This window comes from Roseburia sp. AF02-12 (genome assembly GCF_003461765.1).
Classification (GTDB): Bacteria; Bacillota; Clostridia; order Lachnospirales; family Lachnospiraceae; genus Roseburia_C; species Roseburia_C amylophila.
In genome coordinates, this window is record NZ_QTXS01000002.1 from 168,318 (window position 1) to 188,534 (window position 20,217).

Genomic DNA, 20,217 nt, shown 5'->3' on the forward strand with positions numbered 1-20,217 from the left:
TGAAAATAGAGAAAAATAGTAAGCCATTGGAGTTAATGATTTCAGTGCAAGCAAAGGAATTTTGAGGTGTTAGCAAACTGCTTCTGATAGAAAAGAAAGTGAGGTGCAGGTATGAGAAGCAAGAGTCCTGAACTTATGAGTGAAATAAAAAAGTATATCGAGGATTATTACCTGCAAAACAGACAATCCCCATCGACTACAAAAATTGCTGAAGCTGTTGGCATTGCCAGAGGTACAGCATATAAATACTTAGTAGAGATGGCTGAGAAGAATATGATTGAGTACGACGGGCAGGAGATTCGCACCAATGTGACCCGTAAGTACAGTGGCGAACAAACACAGACACCGATTGTAGGTTCTATTCCTTGTGGCAGTCCTCAGTATGAGGAAGAAAATATTGAAGAATATGTATCACTTCCTACTGCTATTTTCGGCAAAGGAGATTTCTTCATATTAAGAGCAAGCGGTCAGTCTATGATTGAAGCAGGGATTGATGACGGCGACCTTGTGGTTGTTAAAAAGCAGGTAGAAGCCAAAGAGGGCGATATAGTAGTTGCCCTTGTGGATAATCAGAATACATTGAAACGGTACTTCCGAGATGATGAGAATAAGAAAATCATTCTCCATCCGGAAAATAAGAAGATGAAAGACATCATTGTAGATGAGTGCTGCATTCAGGGTGTGGCTTGTCACATCATCAAAGAACTATAACAGAGGACAGACGAATGAGAACACTTGAAGGAATTCGCTATCTAATCAATTTGGATAGTGCGGAAATACAACAGAACTTTGCCGGAGGAGTTGCACCGCCGGACAAGGTGGAGTCGGAGGTGGACACAACTTGAGTATTTATATGTCAAGAGCCGAGTTGGAAGAAATCAGCGAAGGCTTGATAACAGCTTATGCTAATAAGTTTAGCAATCGAGTGATTCAATCCATCGACATAGAACATTTCATTACAGAATTTCTTATGTTACGAATTGAATACGCTTCTTTCGCAGAAGATGATGCAGGCAGGATTGGTTTTCTGGCAGATGGAGCAACACCACTGCTGATACATCAGGACGGAAAAATTATTCCCTTTGTTTTCCCGAAAGATACCATCATACTTGATAAATTTCTTCTTGCCGAAAAGGAGCAAGGACGTCGCAGGTTTACAATGGCACACGAAGCGTCACATCATATCTTGAGTAAGATGTATGCAATGCCGAGTGAAGGACGCTTTCATGCAGAGTATGACAGTGAGCGTAGTTATTCCAAAGAGGAACTGGCTCAGATGTTTGCGTCTGTTGAGTGGCAGGCAGATACAATGGGAGCTTCGCTTCTTATGCCGAGAAGGATTATTGAAAATGCCTTGGCGAAATATAATCAGTCAAATCCGATAAAAGTTTATGGTGATAATACCATTGCTTCAAAGGAAAAAGCAGTTATTCGTAGAATGGCAGCTTATATCGGAGTATCTTATACAGCCTTGGTTATCAGATTGAGAGATATGGGACTATTTGAGTATCACAATATCCTTGAATACATTTCCAATGAATTAAATCTTGGAGGTGTTTCGCAATGAGGTTATACTAAGATATTTCATGATAACTTAGGCAATATTCAGAAAAAAGTGGAGCAGATAATAGAAATTTAGAATCGTTTAAAAATCTATCTAAAGAGGTGTTTGCACAATGCAGCACCTCTTTTTTTGCACAAATTTTTCATCATTTGCACACATACCGTGTTCTTGAAGTTGCCAGGGAAAGAGAGGTTCCGTTTCAGGCAACCAGATTGGAAACGAAAGAAGAAGCACAGAATGCTCCGACACCGGTTACAACCTATGCATTGTTTTATAATGGAGAATACCTTACGAATGAGCAGATGAATGATAAAAGATTTATAAAGCTTCTGGATGGGATGGAAAAATAAATGAGCAAATTCGAACTCTACTCTCCGTAGGTTGAGGATATACATACGCTGAAATAGAATGGTGTCATGGATTGCAGTTACAGCAGGAAGAAGCCGTATCCACAGGGCAATGCAGAGGCGAGATTTAAAATGAATGGTGTGAAGATAATCTATTTATACTGCAATCAGAGTGGTCTGTTTTAGGAAGAAACGTCAAACCATGCGCTTACGAAATGTCTGCTGCTTTTTTGTTCTATAAGAAAATGCCATTACCAGAAAATGAATTATTTAAGAAAAATGGGAATAGAATAATGACAGAAGCAGCTGACTGTGCTAGAATATGCATGAAATGTATTACCAAAATATAAAGAAATTTCAAAAAATGGGAATAGGAGATAGTGATATGCAGTTTATGGTAAGGCAAAAGTATCTAGATGAATTGATTGAATTATATGGGACGCCAGATATAAAAGTAATCACGGGCATCAGACGGAGCGGCAAGTCTGTTTTGCTGCAGGAATTTATCACTTATCTGCAGTCGTTAGAGGAAAAGAGCAATATTGTAATGATAAACCTTCAGGAATTAGAGTTTGATCATTTGCTGGAATATCATGCATTGCATAAGTATATCCTGGGTCAATATAAAGAAGGAATGAATAACGTATTATTGATTGATGAGGTTCAGATGTGCCCTCAGTTTGAACTTGCAATCAATAGTATTTATACAAAAGGAATCTATGATATTTATGTTACCGGATCAAATGCATTTTTGTTAAGTTCAGATCTGGCAACACTTTTTACTGGAAGAACGATGGAAATAAAGGTATATCCTTTTTCTTTTGTGGAATATCTGACTTATTATGGAATTACGGATGGGTATGATGATGCATTTGATCAGTATGTCCGAACCGGTGGTATGCCGGGAGCTTATGTATATAAGACAGAGGATAGACAGTATGATTATATCAGAGATGTGTATGGGACTATTCTTATAAGAGATTTGGTTGAGAAATATAGAATAAGAAATACATCAGAGTTTGCCAGTATATCTGAATTTATGATGGATAATATTGGCAACCTGCTTTCTCCCAATAATATCTGCAAGACATTAAATAATGACCAAAGAGAGATTACCAGAAAGACAGTATCAAAATACATTGGTTATTTAGAGAACGCATTTCTATTTTATGAGGCAAAACGGTATGACCTAAAGGGGAAAAAATATCTCGAAAACAATAGTAAGTTTTATCTTTGTGATCCAGCATTTCGATATGCAGTCAATGGTACACGAAATATGGACTTTGGAAGGGTTTATGAGAATATTGTTTATCTGGAGTTACGAAGGAGAGGTTATGAGGTATATGTTGGTAAACTTTATAAAAAAGAAGTGGACTTTGTAGCAAAGAAACGAGACACACTGATATACATTCAGGTAAGTGACAATATTTCAGATGAAACAACATTTGAGAGGGAATATTCGCCATTGCTTGCAATACGAGATGCATATCCTAAGATGGTAATTGCAAGGACACATCATGAAACTTATGATTATCAGGGTGTGCAGGTGGTCGATATTTGCAGATGGCTGCGATGCAGATAGATGAATTCCAGTTTGTATAATTAAGAAAATCGGGAGTCAACAGGGCAAATTCTTTTTACAGGATCATCCTTGATGGAAATGTTTCCTGTCTGTGAAATTGCACGAAGCCAGGGTATCGAACAAGTGATATATAATCGCGGCGTTAGTGGATTGAATACAGATGAGTTTCTGGAAAATATCGATACATTGCTTTTAGATCTTGAGCCATCAAAGATATTTATCAATATCGGTACTAATGATATTACAAAAGAACGATTTGGAGATCAGTGGATGTTACATTTAATGAACAATATCTGTAGAATCATGGAAATTATCAAATTCCGTATTCCAGATGTGGAAATTTTTATCATGGCGTTTTATCCTGCAAATCTTCACCTGCCATGGCAGACAGAACAATCAATCCAATGGATGAAACTCCGTACTCCTGAAAATCTTATATTATGTAATCATCGATTAAAAGAAATAGCAGAAAAATACGGTTGTCGTTACCTTGATTGTAATGAAGCACTTGTTGATGAACATGGTGAACAGAAATCGGAGTATGCCATTGATGGTGTACATATGTATGCAAATGGATATTTGAATGTTTTTAAGTTTTTAAAGCCTTATTTGTAATTCATGAAAGGGTTTTATTAGTGGAACAGAAAGTAAACAAATCGGAATTTTTTTAAGTAAATTACAACTCTACGGAGCATAGAAACCGCTAAAACTCACCATATTCTACGTTACGTGGGTGTAAATAAACAGTAGGAATTTATACAATGAATCCAGAAAGGAGGACACGAACCTATGGACCAAATTAAAATAGGTAAATTTATTGCTGAAGAAAGAAAAGCAAAAAAATATACTCAACGGGAATTGGCAGATAAGCTTAGTATCAGCGATAAAACAATCTCAAAATGGGAAAGGGGTAATGGTTTCCCAGAAGTATCATTGTTACTTCCACTTTGCAATGAATTAGAAATTACAGTAAATGAACTTCTATCTGGTGAAAGATTGCAAGCGATGGATTATAAAAAGAAAGCGGAGGAAAATATGGTGAATTTAGTGAAAGAAGCTCAAGAGAGTAAAAAGAAGATTATAATGTCTGCAATGGTTAGTGTTTTGGTAATTGTTGCAGCAGTACCTTTATTTGTTGTTGCGGGAATGTTTGAAATGCAGGTATGGACTAGAGTGCTATTGATGGGGATTGGATTTGTAATAATGGTTATGGGAATCGCTATTGCATGTGTATTAGATAGAGAAGCAGGAGCCTTTGAATGTCCTGAATGCAAGGAGCGATTTGTTCCTGATATGAAATCCTATGTTATGGGACCTCATACAATTACCAAAAGAAAGTTAACTTGTCCAAAATGTGGATGTACAAAATATTGCAAACATGTTTTAACCAGATAAGGTGAAACTTTCAGTAATACGCTCTGTTGATGTGCTGATTTTTCTACGATATACTCCTTCAAAAAGAAGTGTGCTCTTATGGGTAGAGAAATTTATGACATCATCAATGACATGGCAGAAGTATTAAATGCATCGCAGATGCAGAAACTACAAGAGGTGTTGGTAAAACGGTTATCTGAAAATACTGTATCTGATTATTTGCAGACAACGAATATGGACTTTCTAGATATGTTTTTAACTGCAAAGCATTTAGAAGGGTGTTCTGACAAAACAATACGCTATTATAGGTGTAATATTGAAAAGATGTTGGATACAATAAATATTCCGGTCATAAAGATAACGACCGAGATGCTACGAAAATATCTTGTAGAGTATCAAACGATAAATAATTGTGGAAAGGTAACTATTGATAATATTCGTAGAAGTCTTTCCACATTTTTTTCGTGGCTAGAGGAAGAGGACTATATTATAAAAAGCCCAATGAAAAGAATTCATAAGGTAAAGACTGCCGTTATTGTAAAAGATACCATTCCAGATGAGAAAATAGAAATTCTTAGAGATAATTGTAATAATCTGCGTGATAGGGCAATGATTGATTTTCTGCTTTCAACAGGAATTAGAGTAGGCGAATTGGTAAGGCTGAACATTGATGATATAGATTTCTCTGAGCGGGAATGCGTGGTTTATGGCAAAGGAGACAAAGAGAGGAAAGCATATTTTGATGCTAAGACCAAAATTCATTTGTTGAATTATATTGAATCAAGGACAGATAATAATATAGCGTTATTTGTGTCGTTAAACAAACCACACAGTAGACTTACTGAAAGCGGTGTGGAGTTACGATTACGAGAAATGGGGAAGAAGTTAGGTGTAGAAAAGGTACACCCACATAAGTTTAGAAGGACGATGGCCACCAGAGCAATTGAGAAAGGTATGCCGATTGAACAGGTACAGAAAATTCTGGGACATGAGCAAATAGATACAACGCTCAGATATGCAATGGTTAATCAAAACAATGTGAAGCTATCGCATCGAAAATATATTTCATAGATTGACTTGTAACGCAAAAGACGTTACAATAAAAGAAAGATGGAGGTGTATTCTATGGGAAAAACAGCAACATTAAATATAAGAGTAAATCCAGATGTAAAAAAAAATGCAGAAAGTGTATTGGCACAATTAGGGATACCAATGGCTACTGCTATAGATATGTATTTAAAACAAATATCATTAGTAGGAGGAATTCCCTTTTCTATTGTATTACCAAAAGCAGCTAATTCAGTGAATGCAGATATGATGTCTGTTACACAGATTCATCAAAAGTTAGAAAAAGGATATGCCGATATAGAGAAAGGAAATGTTGAGGATGCAGCTAGTGCGTTTGTGGCATTTAGAGAGAGGCATTAATGAAGCAATATAAGGTAGAGATTACAAAAGAAGCTTTGCAGGATATGGAAGATATATACAATTATATTGCTATAGATTTGCTTGCTCCAGATAATGCAATGGGGCAATATAATCGCATTGCTGATGAAATACTTACATTAGACACTTTCCCAGAACGATTTAGGATTATGGATTCTGAGCCGGAAAAGAGAATGGAGTTGCGAGAATGCTCGTCGATAATTATTCAGTGTTTTATACAATCCGTGATGAAAGGGTAATTGTAACGGATGTGTTATACACGGCATCTGATATAGAAGCACGTTTGAGAGGCGAGCTATAAAAGCACGCGTTTATTTGAAGTTTACAGCGAGGTGAAAGAGGTTGAATTATGTAGAATATGGAAAAGAAAACAGCGATGTAATTATCCTCTTACACGGAGGCGGTTTATCATGGTGGAATTACAAAGAGGTTGCTGAAAGACTTCAAACAGATTATCATGTGGTTTTGCCTATATTAGATGGTCATGCAGGATGTGATAAGCAGTTTACAACGATAGAGAATAATGCTTTGGATATTATAGAATTTGTAAATAGCAAATTGGGCGGTTCTGTTTTAATGATGGGAGGACTATCGCTTGGAGGGCAGATTTTGCTTGAAATTTTATCTCAACGCAAAGATATATGTAAGTATGCAATAGTGGAAAGTGTACTTGTGATACCTTCAAAATTTACATATTCTATGATTAAACCGGCGTTTGGAAGTTGCTATGGCTTAATAAAGTATAAGTGGTTTTCAAAATTGCAATTCAAATCACTACGAATAAAGTCGAATTTGTTTGATGAATATTACAAAGATACTTGTGCTATTAGAAAGAGTGATATGATTGCCTTTTTACAGGAAAACTCAGTATATTCACTAAAAGATGGCATTGGAGAGTGTGAAGCAACCGTTCAAATTTATGTTGGAGAAAAAGAAAAGCAATCAATGAAAAAATCTGCTAAAATCATTCATGAAAAATTGCAGGATAGTTTTATACAAGTTCTTCCTAATATGTATCATGGAGAGTTTTCAATAAACCACGCAGATGATTATGTGAGAAAACTATTAGAAATAGTAAAGTGAAGGTAACTTTCAGTCTTCAGCAGAGACTGAAAGCAACAGAAGATTTGAAGTTTATGGAGGAATAAAGATGGATTGTTTAAGATGTAAAGAGGAAATGATTAAAGCAAAATTAAAAGGAGATGCAGTAGGTACGGTTGTTTATTTAACTAATAAGAAAAACGGTATCTTTGAGAATGAAAAGAATAGTACTGTTTCATGTTATGTATGTCCAAAATGTGGATATGTTGAATTGAATGCAGATAATGCGAAAAAATTGATTTGATAATTTCCACTTGAAACTTTCAGTAATACTGAGAAAATTAAAGAAAGTACAAAGCTCGCGAAGCTTTGAAGTTTACAGCGAGGTAAAAGTTTATGAATAACTATAATGAAGTGAAAAAATCATTTGGTACACAAGCAGAGAAATTTGCTTCATATCATATGTCTAAGGCAGAATATACCGATTATTTGATTCGTAGTATTCAGGCAAGGGGCAATGAACATGCATTGGAGGTTGCTGCTGGAACCTGTATATGTGGAAGAGCAGTGGCTCCTTATGTTAAGGACATTACTTGTTTGGATTTGACAGAAGCAATGTTGGAGCAGGGAAAAAAACTGGCAAAGCAAGAAGGTATTCAGAACATATCATTTGTATCGGGGAATGCGGAATGCTTACCTTTTGAAGATGAAACATTTGACCTTGTGATTACAAGACTTTCATTGCACCATTTTGTTGAGCCTGAAAAGCCTTTTCGGGAGATGCAACGAGTTTTGAAAAAAGGTGGAAAACTTGTTATTTGGGACATGGTAGCGACTACAGAAGAATTGCGTGAAACTAATGACGCTATTGAAACGATGCGTGATAACTCACATACAAGAATACTTAGCAGAGAAGAATTTGAAGCATTGTTTGAGGATGCTTTTGAGCTTCAGCTTGAAGAAACAACACTTGTTCCTGTAAATCTACAAAGTTGGATGGATTTGACAAGTACACCAGAGGATATTCAAAAAGATATTATTGATAAAATGGAATACGATTTGAATGGTGGAGATAAAACAGGTTTTAATCCCTATATCAAGGAGGGACAAATATGCTTTGACCATAGGTGGTTATTGCTGATTGGAAAAAAGGAAAACTAATCCCCATTTATCAAGAAAAAGAAACTTTCAGTTTATAGAGTTAAAAAATATAAGTTAAGGAGGCATGTATTATGAAAAAAGTAATCTATCTGCTTGTATTATGTATGGTGCTGGGAATGGCTGGATGTGGAACGAATCAAGAAAATAAAGAACCTGTGTCTGGAAATGTGTCCGTAGAAACAGAAAATAAAGAAAATGATGATGTAGTACAAAATGAGCAAATAGCAGATACTGGCTCATATCCTCCATGTGTTATGGTTGATGGTGTTATATATAAAGACACAGGATATGTAGCGTCAATGCCTGGTTGTGGAACAATGGATGGAGAAATTGTGTCAACAGTGGCAGGGACAGAGTTACCATCTGAAAATAATCAATCAAATTTCGGAAGCGGATATCATTATCAAAGGAGTTCTGAAGGTCAGCTCATAGTAGTCATTGATGACGAACGAATCATATTTAGAGATATTGAAAAAGATGATACGTCTATTCCAATAGAGGTTATCAATTTTAATGCAAAAGTAAAAGAAATTACCGATGATGGAGAACTTCTTGTAACGCATGTGAGTACAGCTGAAGGCTTTTGTCAGATGAATGATGGAGAGTATTATGTATCGGCAGAAAATTTAGCGGAAGATGTTCAGGTGGGAGATATCGTTACAATATGGTTTAATGGAATGATTCAAGAAACATACCCTGCTCAATTGGGGGTAGTTTATAGAATCATTAAAACACAATAATTAGTCAAATTCCAGTTTTCAGATGACGATTTTTAAAGGATTTAATAACTGTTATATCTTGTTATAAAAATCTCGTCGCCCCCTTGAAAATACTAAACCTTTCACTGGTATCCTTTCGATTACATCTTGTATCGTGTTATATCGTTTTCCCCTTGTTTATGAGTCCTCCTAAGGGAAAGAATGAGCTGGATGAGCGACCGATTATTGATATTTATCGGAAGATAGAGGAAGATGGTTATATGGAGATTGACATCTGTTTCCCATTAAAGACAAAATTATCATAAACAAAGTTATGTAAAAATGTGTAGAGATATCTGACTTGACAAATAAACGGCCGTTTACTATGATCAAAATGTAAACGGTCGTTTATTTTATGGGCAGGAGGTTTGGGTATGTCAAAAACTACAAAGGAAGATATATTGATTGTTGCATTACATTTATTTGCGAGAGATGGATATGAAGCAGTTTCTGTCAGTCAGATTGCGGGTGAGCTTGGCATGACAAAAGGTGCATTGTATAGGCATTATGAGAGTAAGAGAGATATTTTTGAACATATTGTAAAAAGGATGGAGCAGGGGGATGGCGAACAGGCAGAATCACATGATATGCCTGCTGATAAAAAGGAAAATGAACCTGAACAGTATGAAGAGATTTCTACGGACAATTTCGTGGAATACAGTAAATCTATGTTTTCGTATTGGACAGAAAATGATTTTGCATCGTCATTTCGAAAGATGCTTACGTTAGAGCAGTTTCGGAATGAGGAGATGCAGGCATTGTATCAGCAGTATCTTGTGTCTGGTCCGGCAGAATATGTGAAGGATTTATTCAAGAGCATGGGGATAGTGGAGGCAGATAAAAAAGCAACCATGTTTTATTCCATCATGTTTTTCTACTATAGTCTGTATGATGGAGCAAAGGATAAAAAAAGAATAAAAGAGCAGTTTGAAAAAAGTATTAGCAGCATTATATAAAGAAGTGGAGAAAAAGAAAATGAAGGAAAATATTATCATTCGATTGGAAAGAGAAAATGAATACCATGAGGTAGAAAATCTGGTAAGGGAGAGTTTCTGGAATGTGTATCGACCAGGCTGTCTGGAGCATTATGTACTCCATCAGCTTCGCAACGATCCGGCATTTGTTCCGGAACTGGATTTTGTCATGACATTAGATGGACAGTTAATTGGACAGAACATGTTTATGAAGGCTGTGATTGCAGCCGATGATGGCAGAAGTATTACCATTATGACTATGGGACCGATCTGTATTGCACCGGAGCTTAAAAGGAAGGGGTATGGAAAGATTTTACTGGATTATTCTTTAGAAAAAGCAAAAGAGCTTGGATGCGGAGCACTATGTTTTGAAGGAAATATTGATTTTTATGGAAAAAGCGGATTCAGACAGGCGAGTGAGTTTGGCATCCGCTATCATGGATTGCCGGAAGGCGAGGATGCATCTTTTTTTCTGTGCGAAGAACTGATGCCGGGATATCTTAATGGAATTACAGGAGAGTATGCACCTCCGGCAGGTTATCTGGTAAATGAAAAGGAAGCAGAGGCATTTGATAGAGAGTTCCCGTATATGGAGAAGAAAAAACTTCCGGGACAGATTTTCTAAAATGTAGCAAGCTTCATCAAATCTTTATTTTTCCCTGATAGATTATATTTCAGTGAGAAATGAAATATAGAAGGAAGGATAGTAAAGATGGAAATGATGTTGCAGACACAAAATCTATGTAAATATTTTAGAAAACAGAAAGCGGTAAATAATGTTTCGCTTAATATCGAAAAGGGAAAGATTTATGGACTGCTTGGACCGAATGGTGCGGGAAAATCTACCATATTGAAAATGTTGACCGGTATGATGAAACCCACTGCAGGAAAGATTTACTTTGATGGAAAACTTTGGGATAGGAAAGATTTATCAAAAATAGGAGCGTTAATTGAGAATCCGCCTATTTATGAAAATCTTTCCGCCAGAGAGAATTTGAAAGTAAGACAATTATTGCTTGGTACAGATGAAAACAGAATTGATGAGGTCTTGCAGATTGTATCACTTACAAACACCGGAAAGAAGAAAGCAGGACAGTTTTCTTTGGGGATGAAGCAAAGACTAGGCATTGCAATGGCATTGCTTGGAGAACCGGAACTTTTGATATTGGATGAACCTACGAATGGATTAGATCCAATAGGCATCGAGGAATTACGAGAGCTGATCCGGTCTTTTCCGGAACAGGGAATCACTGTAATTCTCTCCAGTCATATTCTCTCGGAGGTACAGTTACTTGCAGATAAAGTCGGGATTATTTCAGGTGGAATCTTAGGATACGAAGGAGCATTAAAGCAGGGAGATAATCTTGAAGATTTGTTTATGAATGTGGTAAGAAAAAACCAGAAAGCAGGTGAAATCCATGGTTAATATTATAAAAGCAGAACATCAAAAAGCCAAAAGAACCATGCGAAAAAAGTTTATCTGGGGATTTCCGCTTCTTACATTTGTCATGGCATTTATATTTACTCTTGGGATGACAAATGCTTATGCAGAAAGTGTTTGGAACTGGTGGTATACACTTTTGCTGCCGGGGATGATTGCCCTATTTTGTTATCTTTCTGTGGCGCAGGAGAAAAAGATAAAATACTATCATTTAACGACTATTCCAACAGACAGAAGAAAATTGTTGCTGGGGAAAATTATTTATATTGGGTGCATGATTCTGTTTTCCAATGTGATTGTGTTTGCAGGAGCAACGCTTGGAGGCTTTCTTCTAACGACACATGTTCCGGTGAAAGGAGCGTTGATTGCAGTATTGTTTCTGACGTTTTCTGAGTTATGGGAGATTCCGGTAGCTTTGTTTTTAAGCGAACGCTTTGGAATGATTGTAAACCTGTTCGTCTGCCTGTTTATTACCGTCAGCGGTGTGGTAATATCACAAACCAGGATCTGGTATGTACTTGTTTCGGCAATCCCTATGCGAATGATGTGTCCGTTACTTCATATTTTACCGAATGGTCTTGCGGCAGAATCGGGGAATCCATTTTTGAATACGGGAGTCATTGCTCCGGGAATGTGTCTCTCAATCATCTGGTTTGTTTTTGTAACGGTTCTGTTTTTGAAATGGTTTGAGAGAAGAGAGGTGAAATAAGATGATTGGAAAATCTCTTAATGCAGACTTGCGAAAGATGAAAGGAACATCTGTGATTCTGGCACACTTACTGATTCCGATTATAACCAGCGTTATATTCTTAATATATTACTTTTTTTCACCATGGAATGAAAATATGAAAGTGATTGCATTTTATCAGGCAATAGGAGCAGGACTTCCGGTACTTATTGGAATTTTTACAGCAAGTGTGATGGAACAGGAACAAAATGCAGGTAATTTTCAAAATCTGTTGTCTTTACCGGATAAACCTGCAGCATTTTTATCGAAACTGTTGATGCTACTGGTTTTGTGTCTGTGCTCTATCCTATTGACAGCAATCATATTCGGAATTGGATTTGGAAGAATCGCATCAAGCGATATCGAAATCATGAAAGGATGTATATTTGCAGCATTGCTGCTGTGGGGAAGCAGTGTTCCACTTTATCTGTGGCAGCTGATTCTGGCTTTTCAGTTTGGAAAAGGGGTATCCATTGGAGCAGGGATTATATCAGGACTAATTAGTGCATTGATGCTTACCGGACTTGGAGATTATGTGTGGAAATATGTATTTGTCTGCTGGACGGGTAGAGTACCATATACTTATCTGCAATCTGTATTGGGAGAAACTAGTGTAGGTGAATGGTTGTCATTCATACCAGGTTGCTTAATATTTACAGGGATTAGTATGGTATACTATTTTTGGTGGGTAAACCACTGGGAAGGAAACAGAATATTGGAATAGAATCGAGGAAAACTATGGCAAAAATACTGGCAGTTGATGATGAACCGGCAATTCTGGAAATGATAGAAAGCATTTTGAATAAGGATGGACATCTGGTTACCAAAGTAAGTAATCCACTAAAACTTAATATGGAAGAATTACATCGTTATGACCTGATTTTACTGGACATTATGATGCCTGGAATTGATGGCTTCGAATTATGCAAAAGAATCAGGGCACTTGTGGATTGTCCGATTTTGTTTCTTACGGCAAAAACGGAGGAAAACAGTCTGGTAAACGGACTTTCTTTAGGAGCAGATGATTATATTTCAAAGCCATTTGGAGTGATGGAACTTCGGGCAAGGATCAATGCACATCTTAGAAGAGAGCACAGGGAACATTCTGTCCGGATGGTTTTAGGGAGAGTCTGCATTCAGATGTCTCAAAAGAAACTGTTGATGGATGATAAGGAACTTCCTCTTACGAAAGCGGAGTACGAAATTTGTGAATTCCTGGCTAAAAACAGAGGACAGGTTTTCTCAAAGGAACAGATATTGGAAGCGGTCTTTGGCTTTGACAATGAGAGTAATGACAGTACTATAATCACGCATATCAAAAATATAAGAGCAAAATTTGCGGATTATGATTATACACCGATAAAAACAGTCTGGGGGATTGGATATAAATGGGAAGAGTAAAGAGAAGCAATGCACTCAGCTGGATTTTTATGAGATATGTACTGGTCATGCTTGGATCATTAGTAGGTTTGGTGATTGTTGCTTGGCTGCTGCTGTACCTTTTGATTAGTGTGGGCTGTATCTATCCGGCGAATTATGCAGAGCAAAAGATTAATGAAGCATATGATACGATTTTACGTGCGGATAAAGTAACTGCTGAGATGATTCCTGCACTTTGTGATTATGTAATCTTTTCAGAGAATGGAGAGAAAATAGGTGGAGATCTGTCAGAACAATACGAACAGATAGCATGGAATGTTGCAAAGTACGGAAACGCATCCGGGAAATATTTTTATAAAGTAATTGTAAGGGAAAATGAATATGTTGTATTGCAATATCGCCTGACACCTCAATATCATTCAGCTTTTTTGAGGGAGCATTTTATAGGACCACAGAATGTGATGAGTATTATGTCTGTGATTGGAGCGGTAGCGATTATCATCATTCCGTCCATACGTTTTGGAAAAAGAATCAAAAAGCAGATGCAGCCTGTATTAGACGCAATCAGACAAATAAAGGATCAAAATCTGGAATATGAGACATCCTGTTCCGGTATCAAAGAGTTTGATGACTGTTTATCGGCAATCGATGATATGCGAGATGCATTGCGAGAATCTTTAGAAAAGCAGTGGAAAACAGAGCAGGAAAAGAAACAGCAGATGTCTGCTTTGGCGCATGATATTAAAACACCTCTTACGATTGTACGGGGAAATGCAGAACTACTTTCAGAGACTGAACTGACCACAGAACAGAAGAAAAATATCACTTATGTTTTGAACGGCACAACACAGATACAAAGTTATGTAAAACAGTTGATAGATGTCACAAAATCATGGAATTGCAGTGATGTTACCTATACAACGGTGAGGTTAGAAGATTTTTTCGCAGATATAAAGGAACAGGCACTCGGACTGGTAGAAATCTATCACCAGAAGATAGATTGGAAGGCGGAACAAAGTGATAAAAAGGTAACGATTGCTTATGATCCAATGTTCCGGGCCGTAATGAATGTGATTCAGAATGCAGTGGAGCATACAAAAGAAAATGGAATCATTTATATTGACGCAAAGGAGCAGGATGGCCGGCTGACATTCATTGTGGAGGATAGCGGATCAGGATTTACAAAAGAAGCATTATTGCATGGCACAGAGCAGTTTTTTATGGATGACACAAGTAGAAATGGCGAAGCCCATTATGGGATGGGACTATTTTTTGCCAAAACTGTGGCTGAAAAATATGGTGGAGGTATTAAACTTTCAAATTCTGAAAATACAGGTGGGGCGAGGGTAGAAATATTTTTCCTGAGTAGTCAAGAAATAAGCTAAATAGACCGCAATTAAGCTATGTAAAAGAAATTTTACATGCTTTTATCTAATATGTAATGATTTAAAGAAATGTAAATCATCTTACAGCTCTTTACAGCAGGAGCGAAAAAGCTCCCGACAATGAAGAGTCTTGATTCCGATAAAAAGACAGTTAAGGCATCTAACAACAACGAAGTACAGGCTGCAGGCACTGCTTCTGCGCAGGCTGCAGAACCGGTTGAAAAGATTGACTTTTCCAACGTAAAGATTGAGCCTTTATTTGAGGAAGAAGTAGACTTTGATACATTCAGCAAGTCAGATTTCAGAGCTGTTAAGGTAAAAGAGTGTGTAGCAGTTCCTAAATCAAAGAAATTATTACAGTTTACTTTAGATGACGGAACAGGCACAGACCGTACTATTTTAAGCGGAATCCACGCTTATTATGAGCCAGAAGAGCTTGTTGGCAAGACACTTATCGCCATCACAAATCTTCCACCACGTAAGATGATGGGAATTGATTCCTGTGGTATGTTACTTTCCGCAGTCAACAACCTTAAGGATTCAGAGGATGAAGAACTTCATCTTCTGATGGTTGATAACCACATTCCGGCAGGAGCAAAGCTGTACTAAAAATATATTATGATGATTGCCCCCATTAGATAGAGAAATCTGTCTGGTGGGGGTTTTATGTATAATATATATTGTGGAAGTTAGGCATGTTCAGTAATCTTAGTGAAGCGAAAGCTTCTGAAACATAATTAGGGGTATCATAGGTATGTTGTGTACTGTATGGGAAAGAATACTACTAAGATTCGCAAGATCAAAGCATGTTTGTTGGAAGTGTTATTCAATGCAGGGACATAATGGGAAGCTATTAGGTGAAGCTATTATAAGGCTGAGGCGAATCACAATATGCCCCATTTTACCAGATAAAGCATTAAAAATATGCTATACGTAACAATTATATTGAAATTCTGATTAAAATATGTTATATATAACAATATAGATATAATGATAATGAAAATATGTCACACATAACATAAAAGAGACTAAATTTGAATAATTATGTTAATGCTGACATAGTGAAAGGGGATTATTTATGGATAATGATGCATTAAATGCAATCTTTGAACAGATAAATAATTTAAAAAAACCAGAGACTGAAATGAGTGAAATAAAACCTGAGAATAAAACAAGTAATATTAAAGAGATATTAAATGGTATATCACAGGAAATACAAAGGGTATTAGATGAGAATAATCTTACACAGGAGGACTTATGTCACATAACCAATATGTCTCAATCTAATATAAGCAAAATACAGAATGGAAAAGTTGTTCCAAGAATAGAGACTTTACAGAAGATTGCGGATGCTACGCATACAAGATTAGTCATTAGCTTTGAAAGTGTGGAAGGGGATGAGTAATAATGGCCAATATAAAAAAAATTGAGATTAACCATTTTAGAGGAATCAAGAAATTAGAAGTTTCCAGGTTTTCCAATATCAACCTTATTGTCGGGGATAATAATAGCGGAAAAACTTCATTCTTGGAGGCCATTCAGTTGTTATTTGCAAATGTTCAGTTGGGCTCTATAAAAAATATAATAAAGCAGAGAACTGTGCTGAACGTGAATGACAGTAGTTTTTACAGTTCGTTCATTAAGATGTTTAATGCTATGCAAAGAAGCGACTCGTTAGAATTAGATATTTACGCTGAAAGCAATGTTGGACCTATCGAATTTGAAATGCGAGGAACAGAAAAAAATATCTCCGGAGAAGATGCTCTTCAAATATCAACTATGTCGTCACGTCAAAAGGCATACTATAAAAAGACATCTACACTCGTTCCTGAGATGGTAAAAGTTTTTAATGGCAGCATTATTAGTCAAAAAGGAAAGAAGTTAGTGGAAAAGAAGATTAAACTTACTTCTTTGGACAATACATTTGTTGGACCAGTGGTTAAGAAGGAAGTGCAATATATTCCTTCCTTTGGTCATTTAAGATATGATCTGTTACAGAATATCGTAGATAATCCTGAGTACAAAAATTTGGCTATAAGTATTTTGAAACAGTTTGATGAAGCTATCGTGGATATTTGCTATACAAAAGCAGATGATGGATCTTTCTTGGAAACCGTTATTACAGAAGATGGAGTTAATATGCCTTTTTCAGTGTATGGAGATGGCATAAAGAAAATATTATATATTTTAAATAAGTTGTTTGATGCAACAGATTCTATTTTGCTCATAGATGAGATAGAAACAGGCTTACACAAAAAATACTACGACAAGTTATTCCCTGTGGTCTTTGAATTGGCGAAAAAGCTTAATGTACAATTGTTTATTGCAACACATAGTATGGAAGCCATTGATGCAATTCTCGAGTATGGAAAATATGATGATATCGATAATAAGATTGATCCAATCAAAGTTATCACCTTAAAGAAAGTAGAATCGAAGGATGGAAAGGGAAGTAACGTAGTGGCTCGAAATGTAGATGGTCAGTACGTCTATGAAAACAGAAAAGCGTTCGAGTTTGAGGTGCGCCTATGATGACAGAACTAATACTTGTTGAAGGCGTATCAGATGTGCAGTTAATCAGTTATTATCTGCAAAATGTGTATGACTGGAAACACGAAAAAGAGAATAATTTGAGAATGATTCCATTGGATGCTCATGATCATATAGAGAATCTTTCAAAGAATGGAAATCAGCTTATTTTATGTGGCGTAGGCGGAAATGGAAGATTTTCGCATTTTATTAAGCAGCATAGAATTAATAGCATGATTATAGAGAAAGAAATTGCTTCTATCATGGTTGTCACAGACCGAGATGATGAAGCACTCCCTAAAATAGGAAGAAGAATAAACGACTTGTTTGAAAATATATCATTCAAGATTGGTGAATGGAGTGATATTTCCATAGAGGATTCTTTTGGATTAACCAAGGCAATAGATACATATCTTTTAGTCGTACCACCAGATAAGAAAGGCGCTCTTGAAAATGTAATAATTGACGCTTTGAAAGAAATAAATGAGGAACAGGCTCTGATTGAAGAAGTAATACAGTTTATTGATTCATTGAAAGTACAGTTAGTTCCAGAACTAGAGCAGATAAATTATGCAAACAAGGCAACTATAGGAACATTTTTTAGCGTAAGAGATCCTAAACATGCCATGAGATCTTTTGCAACCTATGTTTCAAAAATAGATTGGAAAAAGTCAGAATCTTTAAATGAGCTGTTTGCTCCGTTTGCGGATTTGGGAAGATAAGTATACGGTATTCCTGGGATGTAAACATAGATAAATACAAGAATAAAAATTTTATTTGGAGGTCGCCATGGCATATTCAGAGTTAATAAAAAATTTTGACAATATAAGAAGCTACATGCGTGACTTCTTTATTTATGGATTCAAAACAAGAGGAGAGTATGACCGGAAAAGTGCCCGAAGCTATGATAATGAGCGCCGCAGAATACAGAGCTATTTGGGAAAGCTTGTTACCTTTAATCAGAATGCTTCTGGTAAGCGGATGTTTATTTCGCTGGATGGAAGAAGTGTGACACATAACCCATTATATCAGGCATTCAACGTTGTATTATATTAGCGGAAGATGAAAAATATAATTTTACGTCAATTGTCCGCATTGTTGTAAATGAGGAGGGACTTATTTCGAAAATCATTATCACAAATAATCCGAATATAAAGTTCAAGATAGATACCAAGCCAATATATTCTAAGGGTTAGGGTGGAATGGATTATTCATTTTCTCCTGATAGAAGATTCTCTGATTTTGACTTCTTTTTGCCAGATTTCAACGAAAGAGATTTTGTCGCAAAAGAAATTTTGTTTTGGGCAGATACTTCCGGTTCAGTAAATCAAGATGCGCTTGAAGCAGTATATGCAGAAATTAGAGGTGTTATTGAGCAATTTAATGGTAAAATAAAGGGAAAGCTTGGGTTCTTTGATACAGATGTAACCACACCAATTTCGTTTGAAAATATTAATGAATTAGAAAAAATAATACCATATGGTGGAGGTGGTACTGATTTTACGGTTGTGTTTCATTATATAAAAAGTAATATGAAACACGACCTGTCAGCTGTCATTATTATATTTACTGATGGATATGGTTTATTTCCAGAAGAAGCAGATATACCTGATACTCCGGTTCTCTGGTTGATTGATAATGAAGATGTGAATCCACCCTTTGGAAAAGTAGCAAGACTAAGAAAGGCACAACAATGACAACCAATCATCTGATTTTAGATTTTTCGCATGTATATTGCGATGAAAACATACCAAAGAATACCGGCATCCACTGGCTGGACTGCTCTGAAATTGAGGAGTGTGATTTGTATTGTTCCAGACAGGCAGAAGAGAAAATCAGAGAAAAAATCAAGCCATATGGAATTCATGGAATCCATTTTCTGGATTCCGGAAATTATCATTATGTGACAGAAATTATGACAAGCCAGATTCAAAAGGAATTCCAGCTTGTTGTATTTGACCATCATACGGACATGCAAAAGCCGATGATTGAGCACATGACAAGCTGCGGAGACTGGGCAGAAAAGGTGTTAGAGACGAATCCATGGTTGCAGCAACTGATATTAATCGGACCGCAGGCGAAGGATATAGAGCAGCTTTATTGGGAAAAAGATGGCTTGATGAATCGTAAGGAAATATCAGAAAAACTCCTTACTTTTTCTGCAGAAGAGATTCGTGCCGGAGAAGACAAAAATAAGATTTCCAAAATAAAAAAGAATCTGCCGGTTTATATATCCATAGACAAAGACATCTTGGATAAACAATATACGGAGACAAACTGGAGTCAGGGGAACATGTCACTTCCGATGCTGGAGCGATTGCTCTCACATTTTCTGGAAAATGGAAATATACTTGGCATTGATATCTGTGGAGAATGCCAGCAGGGAATTCCACTGCCTGAATATTTGCAGGCTGAAGAACTGAATGAAGAAACGAATCAGAAATTATTTGAGTTCCTGTCCCATTATATTTCATAACATTCTAAAGTAGAAAAGAGGATATCCCCCAC

The 20,217-nt window shown here is 36.5% G+C and carries 26 protein-coding genes and 2 pseudogenes; all 28 read left to right on the forward strand.

The annotated features are described in order from the left end of the window. Positions 1–135: 135 nt before the first annotated feature. The 28 genes and pseudogenes from lexA to DV740_RS10485 all read left to right on the forward strand — a co-directional run bounded on the left by lexA (position 136) and on the right by DV740_RS10485 (position 20,185). Positions 136–711, forward strand: coding sequence for a transcriptional repressor LexA (gene lexA, locus DV740_RS10355; RefSeq protein ID WP_227572943.1), 576 nt, complete (start codon positions 136–138; stop codon positions 709–711). Positions 712–841: 130 nt separating this feature from the next. Further along, entirely contained in the window at positions 842–1,567 is a 726-nt protein-coding gene (locus DV740_RS10360; RefSeq protein WP_117699135.1) for an ImmA/IrrE family metallo-endopeptidase, read from the forward strand. 167 nt (positions 1,568–1,734) lie between these two features. Beyond that, positions 1,735–1,914 (forward strand): annotated as a pseudogene (locus tag DV740_RS15205) (YoaP domain-containing protein); the annotation flags it as partial. A gap of 382 nt (positions 1,915–2,296) precedes the next feature. Next, positions 2,297–3,493: an ATP-binding protein gene (locus DV740_RS10370; RefSeq protein WP_117699137.1), complete on the forward strand. Its 1,197-nt coding sequence runs from the start codon at positions 2,297–2,299 to the stop codon at positions 3,491–3,493. A 72-nt stretch (positions 3,494–3,565) separates the two neighbouring features. Beyond that, complete coding sequence (locus tag DV740_RS10375) at positions 3,566–4,108, forward strand: GDSL-type esterase/lipase family protein (RefSeq protein WP_118088033.1); 543 nt, start codon at positions 3,566–3,568, stop codon at positions 4,106–4,108. A 174-nt stretch (positions 4,109–4,282) separates the two neighbouring features. After that, positions 4,283–4,888: a helix-turn-helix domain-containing protein gene (locus tag DV740_RS10380; RefSeq protein WP_118057620.1), complete on the forward strand. Its 606-nt coding sequence runs from the start codon at positions 4,283–4,285 to the stop codon at positions 4,886–4,888. Positions 4,889–4,966: 78 nt separating this feature from the next. Continuing rightward, a complete protein-coding gene (gene xerA, locus DV740_RS10385; RefSeq protein WP_117841904.1) occupies positions 4,967–5,938 on the forward strand; it encodes a site-specific tyrosine recombinase/integron integrase in 972 nt (323 codons plus the stop codon). Positions 5,939–5,992: 54 nt separating this feature from the next. Next, complete coding sequence (locus DV740_RS10390) at positions 5,993–6,295, forward strand: type II toxin-antitoxin system RelB/DinJ family antitoxin (RefSeq protein WP_199534370.1); 303 nt, start codon at positions 5,993–5,995, stop codon at positions 6,293–6,295. Next, a pseudogene (locus tag DV740_RS10395) lies at positions 6,295–6,614 on the forward strand (type II toxin-antitoxin system RelE/ParE family toxin). Before DV740_RS10390 ends, DV740_RS10395 begins: the two are co-directional and overlap by 1 nt. Positions 6,615–6,655: 41 nt before the next feature. Continuing rightward, positions 6,656–7,396 (forward strand): alpha/beta hydrolase, encoded by a 741-nt coding sequence (locus DV740_RS10400; RefSeq protein ID WP_118087261.1) that lies wholly within the window; start codon positions 6,656–6,658, stop codon positions 7,394–7,396. A gap of 67 nt (positions 7,397–7,463) precedes the next feature. Continuing rightward, entirely contained in the window at positions 7,464–7,658 is a 195-nt protein-coding gene (locus tag DV740_RS10405) for a hypothetical protein (RefSeq protein ID WP_117691176.1), read from the forward strand. Positions 7,659–7,750: 92 nt separating this feature from the next. After that, entirely contained in the window at positions 7,751–8,515 is a 765-nt protein-coding gene (locus tag DV740_RS10410; protein WP_117699067.1) for a class I SAM-dependent methyltransferase, read from the forward strand. A gap of 71 nt (positions 8,516–8,586) precedes the next feature. Beyond that, positions 8,587–9,255, forward strand: coding sequence for a hypothetical protein (locus DV740_RS10415; RefSeq protein WP_008402220.1), 669 nt, complete (start codon positions 8,587–8,589; stop codon positions 9,253–9,255). Positions 9,256–9,647: 392 nt separating this feature from the next. Further along, on the forward strand, positions 9,648–10,229 hold the full coding sequence (locus DV740_RS10420) for a TetR/AcrR family transcriptional regulator (protein ID WP_117841905.1): 582 nt from the start codon (positions 9,648–9,650) through the stop codon (positions 10,227–10,229). Positions 10,230–10,248: 19 nt separating this feature from the next. Then, positions 10,249–10,872, forward strand: a complete 624-nt coding sequence (locus tag DV740_RS10425) for a GNAT family N-acetyltransferase (RefSeq protein WP_117841957.1) — start codon at positions 10,249–10,251, stop codon at positions 10,870–10,872. An 87-nt stretch (positions 10,873–10,959) separates the two neighbouring features. After that, entirely contained in the window at positions 10,960–11,673 is a 714-nt protein-coding gene (locus DV740_RS10430; RefSeq protein WP_117841906.1) for a lantibiotic protection ABC transporter ATP-binding protein, read from the forward strand. Then, positions 11,666–12,397, forward strand: coding sequence for a lantibiotic immunity ABC transporter MutE/EpiE family permease subunit (locus DV740_RS10435; protein WP_117841907.1), 732 nt, complete (start codon positions 11,666–11,668; stop codon positions 12,395–12,397). Before DV740_RS10430 ends, DV740_RS10435 begins: the two co-directional genes overlap by 8 nt. Position 12,398: 1 nt before the next feature. Next, the gene (locus DV740_RS10440) at positions 12,399–13,139 is read left to right on the forward strand and encodes a lantibiotic immunity ABC transporter MutG family permease subunit (RefSeq protein WP_118088034.1); all 741 of its coding nucleotides are present in this window, start codon (positions 12,399–12,401) and stop codon (positions 13,137–13,139) included. A 14-nt stretch (positions 13,140–13,153) separates the two neighbouring features. Next, positions 13,154–13,816, forward strand: coding sequence for a response regulator transcription factor (locus tag DV740_RS10445; RefSeq protein WP_118088035.1), 663 nt, complete (start codon positions 13,154–13,156; stop codon positions 13,814–13,816). Continuing rightward, complete coding sequence (locus DV740_RS10450) at positions 13,804–15,180, forward strand: sensor histidine kinase (protein WP_118088036.1); 1,377 nt, start codon at positions 13,804–13,806, stop codon at positions 15,178–15,180. Before DV740_RS10445 ends, DV740_RS10450 begins: the two co-directional genes overlap by 13 nt. Positions 15,181–15,300: 120 nt before the next feature. Next, complete coding sequence (locus DV740_RS10455) at positions 15,301–15,789, forward strand: hypothetical protein (protein ID WP_118088037.1); 489 nt, start codon at positions 15,301–15,303, stop codon at positions 15,787–15,789. A gap of 150 nt (positions 15,790–15,939) precedes the next feature. Continuing rightward, entirely contained in the window at positions 15,940–16,023 is an 84-nt protein-coding gene (locus DV740_RS15435) for a hypothetical protein (RefSeq protein ID WP_442969788.1), read from the forward strand. Positions 16,024–16,258: 235 nt separating this feature from the next. Then, the gene (locus DV740_RS10460) at positions 16,259–16,585 is read left to right on the forward strand and encodes a helix-turn-helix domain-containing protein (RefSeq protein ID WP_118088038.1); all 327 of its coding nucleotides are present in this window, start codon (positions 16,259–16,261) and stop codon (positions 16,583–16,585) included. Positions 16,586–16,587: 2 nt separating this feature from the next. Next, positions 16,588–17,712 (forward strand): AAA family ATPase, encoded by a 1,125-nt coding sequence (locus DV740_RS10465; RefSeq protein ID WP_118088039.1) that lies wholly within the window; start codon positions 16,588–16,590, stop codon positions 17,710–17,712. Further along, positions 17,709–18,431: a DUF3226 domain-containing protein gene (locus DV740_RS10470; protein ID WP_118088040.1), complete on the forward strand. Its 723-nt coding sequence runs from the start codon at positions 17,709–17,711 to the stop codon at positions 18,429–18,431. The genes DV740_RS10465 and DV740_RS10470 overlap by 4 nt, the downstream gene beginning before the upstream one ends. 67 nt (positions 18,432–18,498) lie before the next feature. Continuing rightward, a complete protein-coding gene (locus tag DV740_RS10475) occupies positions 18,499–18,765 on the forward strand; it encodes a hypothetical protein (RefSeq protein ID WP_199534949.1) in 267 nt (88 codons plus the stop codon). 146 nt (positions 18,766–18,911) lie between these two features. Further along, positions 18,912–19,406 (forward strand): VWA-like domain-containing protein, encoded by a 495-nt coding sequence (locus tag DV740_RS10480; protein WP_118088041.1) that lies wholly within the window; start codon positions 18,912–18,914, stop codon positions 19,404–19,406. Beyond that, complete coding sequence (locus DV740_RS10485) at positions 19,403–20,185, forward strand: arginase family protein (protein WP_118088042.1); 783 nt, start codon at positions 19,403–19,405, stop codon at positions 20,183–20,185. The genes DV740_RS10480 and DV740_RS10485 overlap by 4 nt, the downstream gene beginning before the upstream one ends. Positions 20,186–20,217 lie beyond the last annotated feature (32 nt).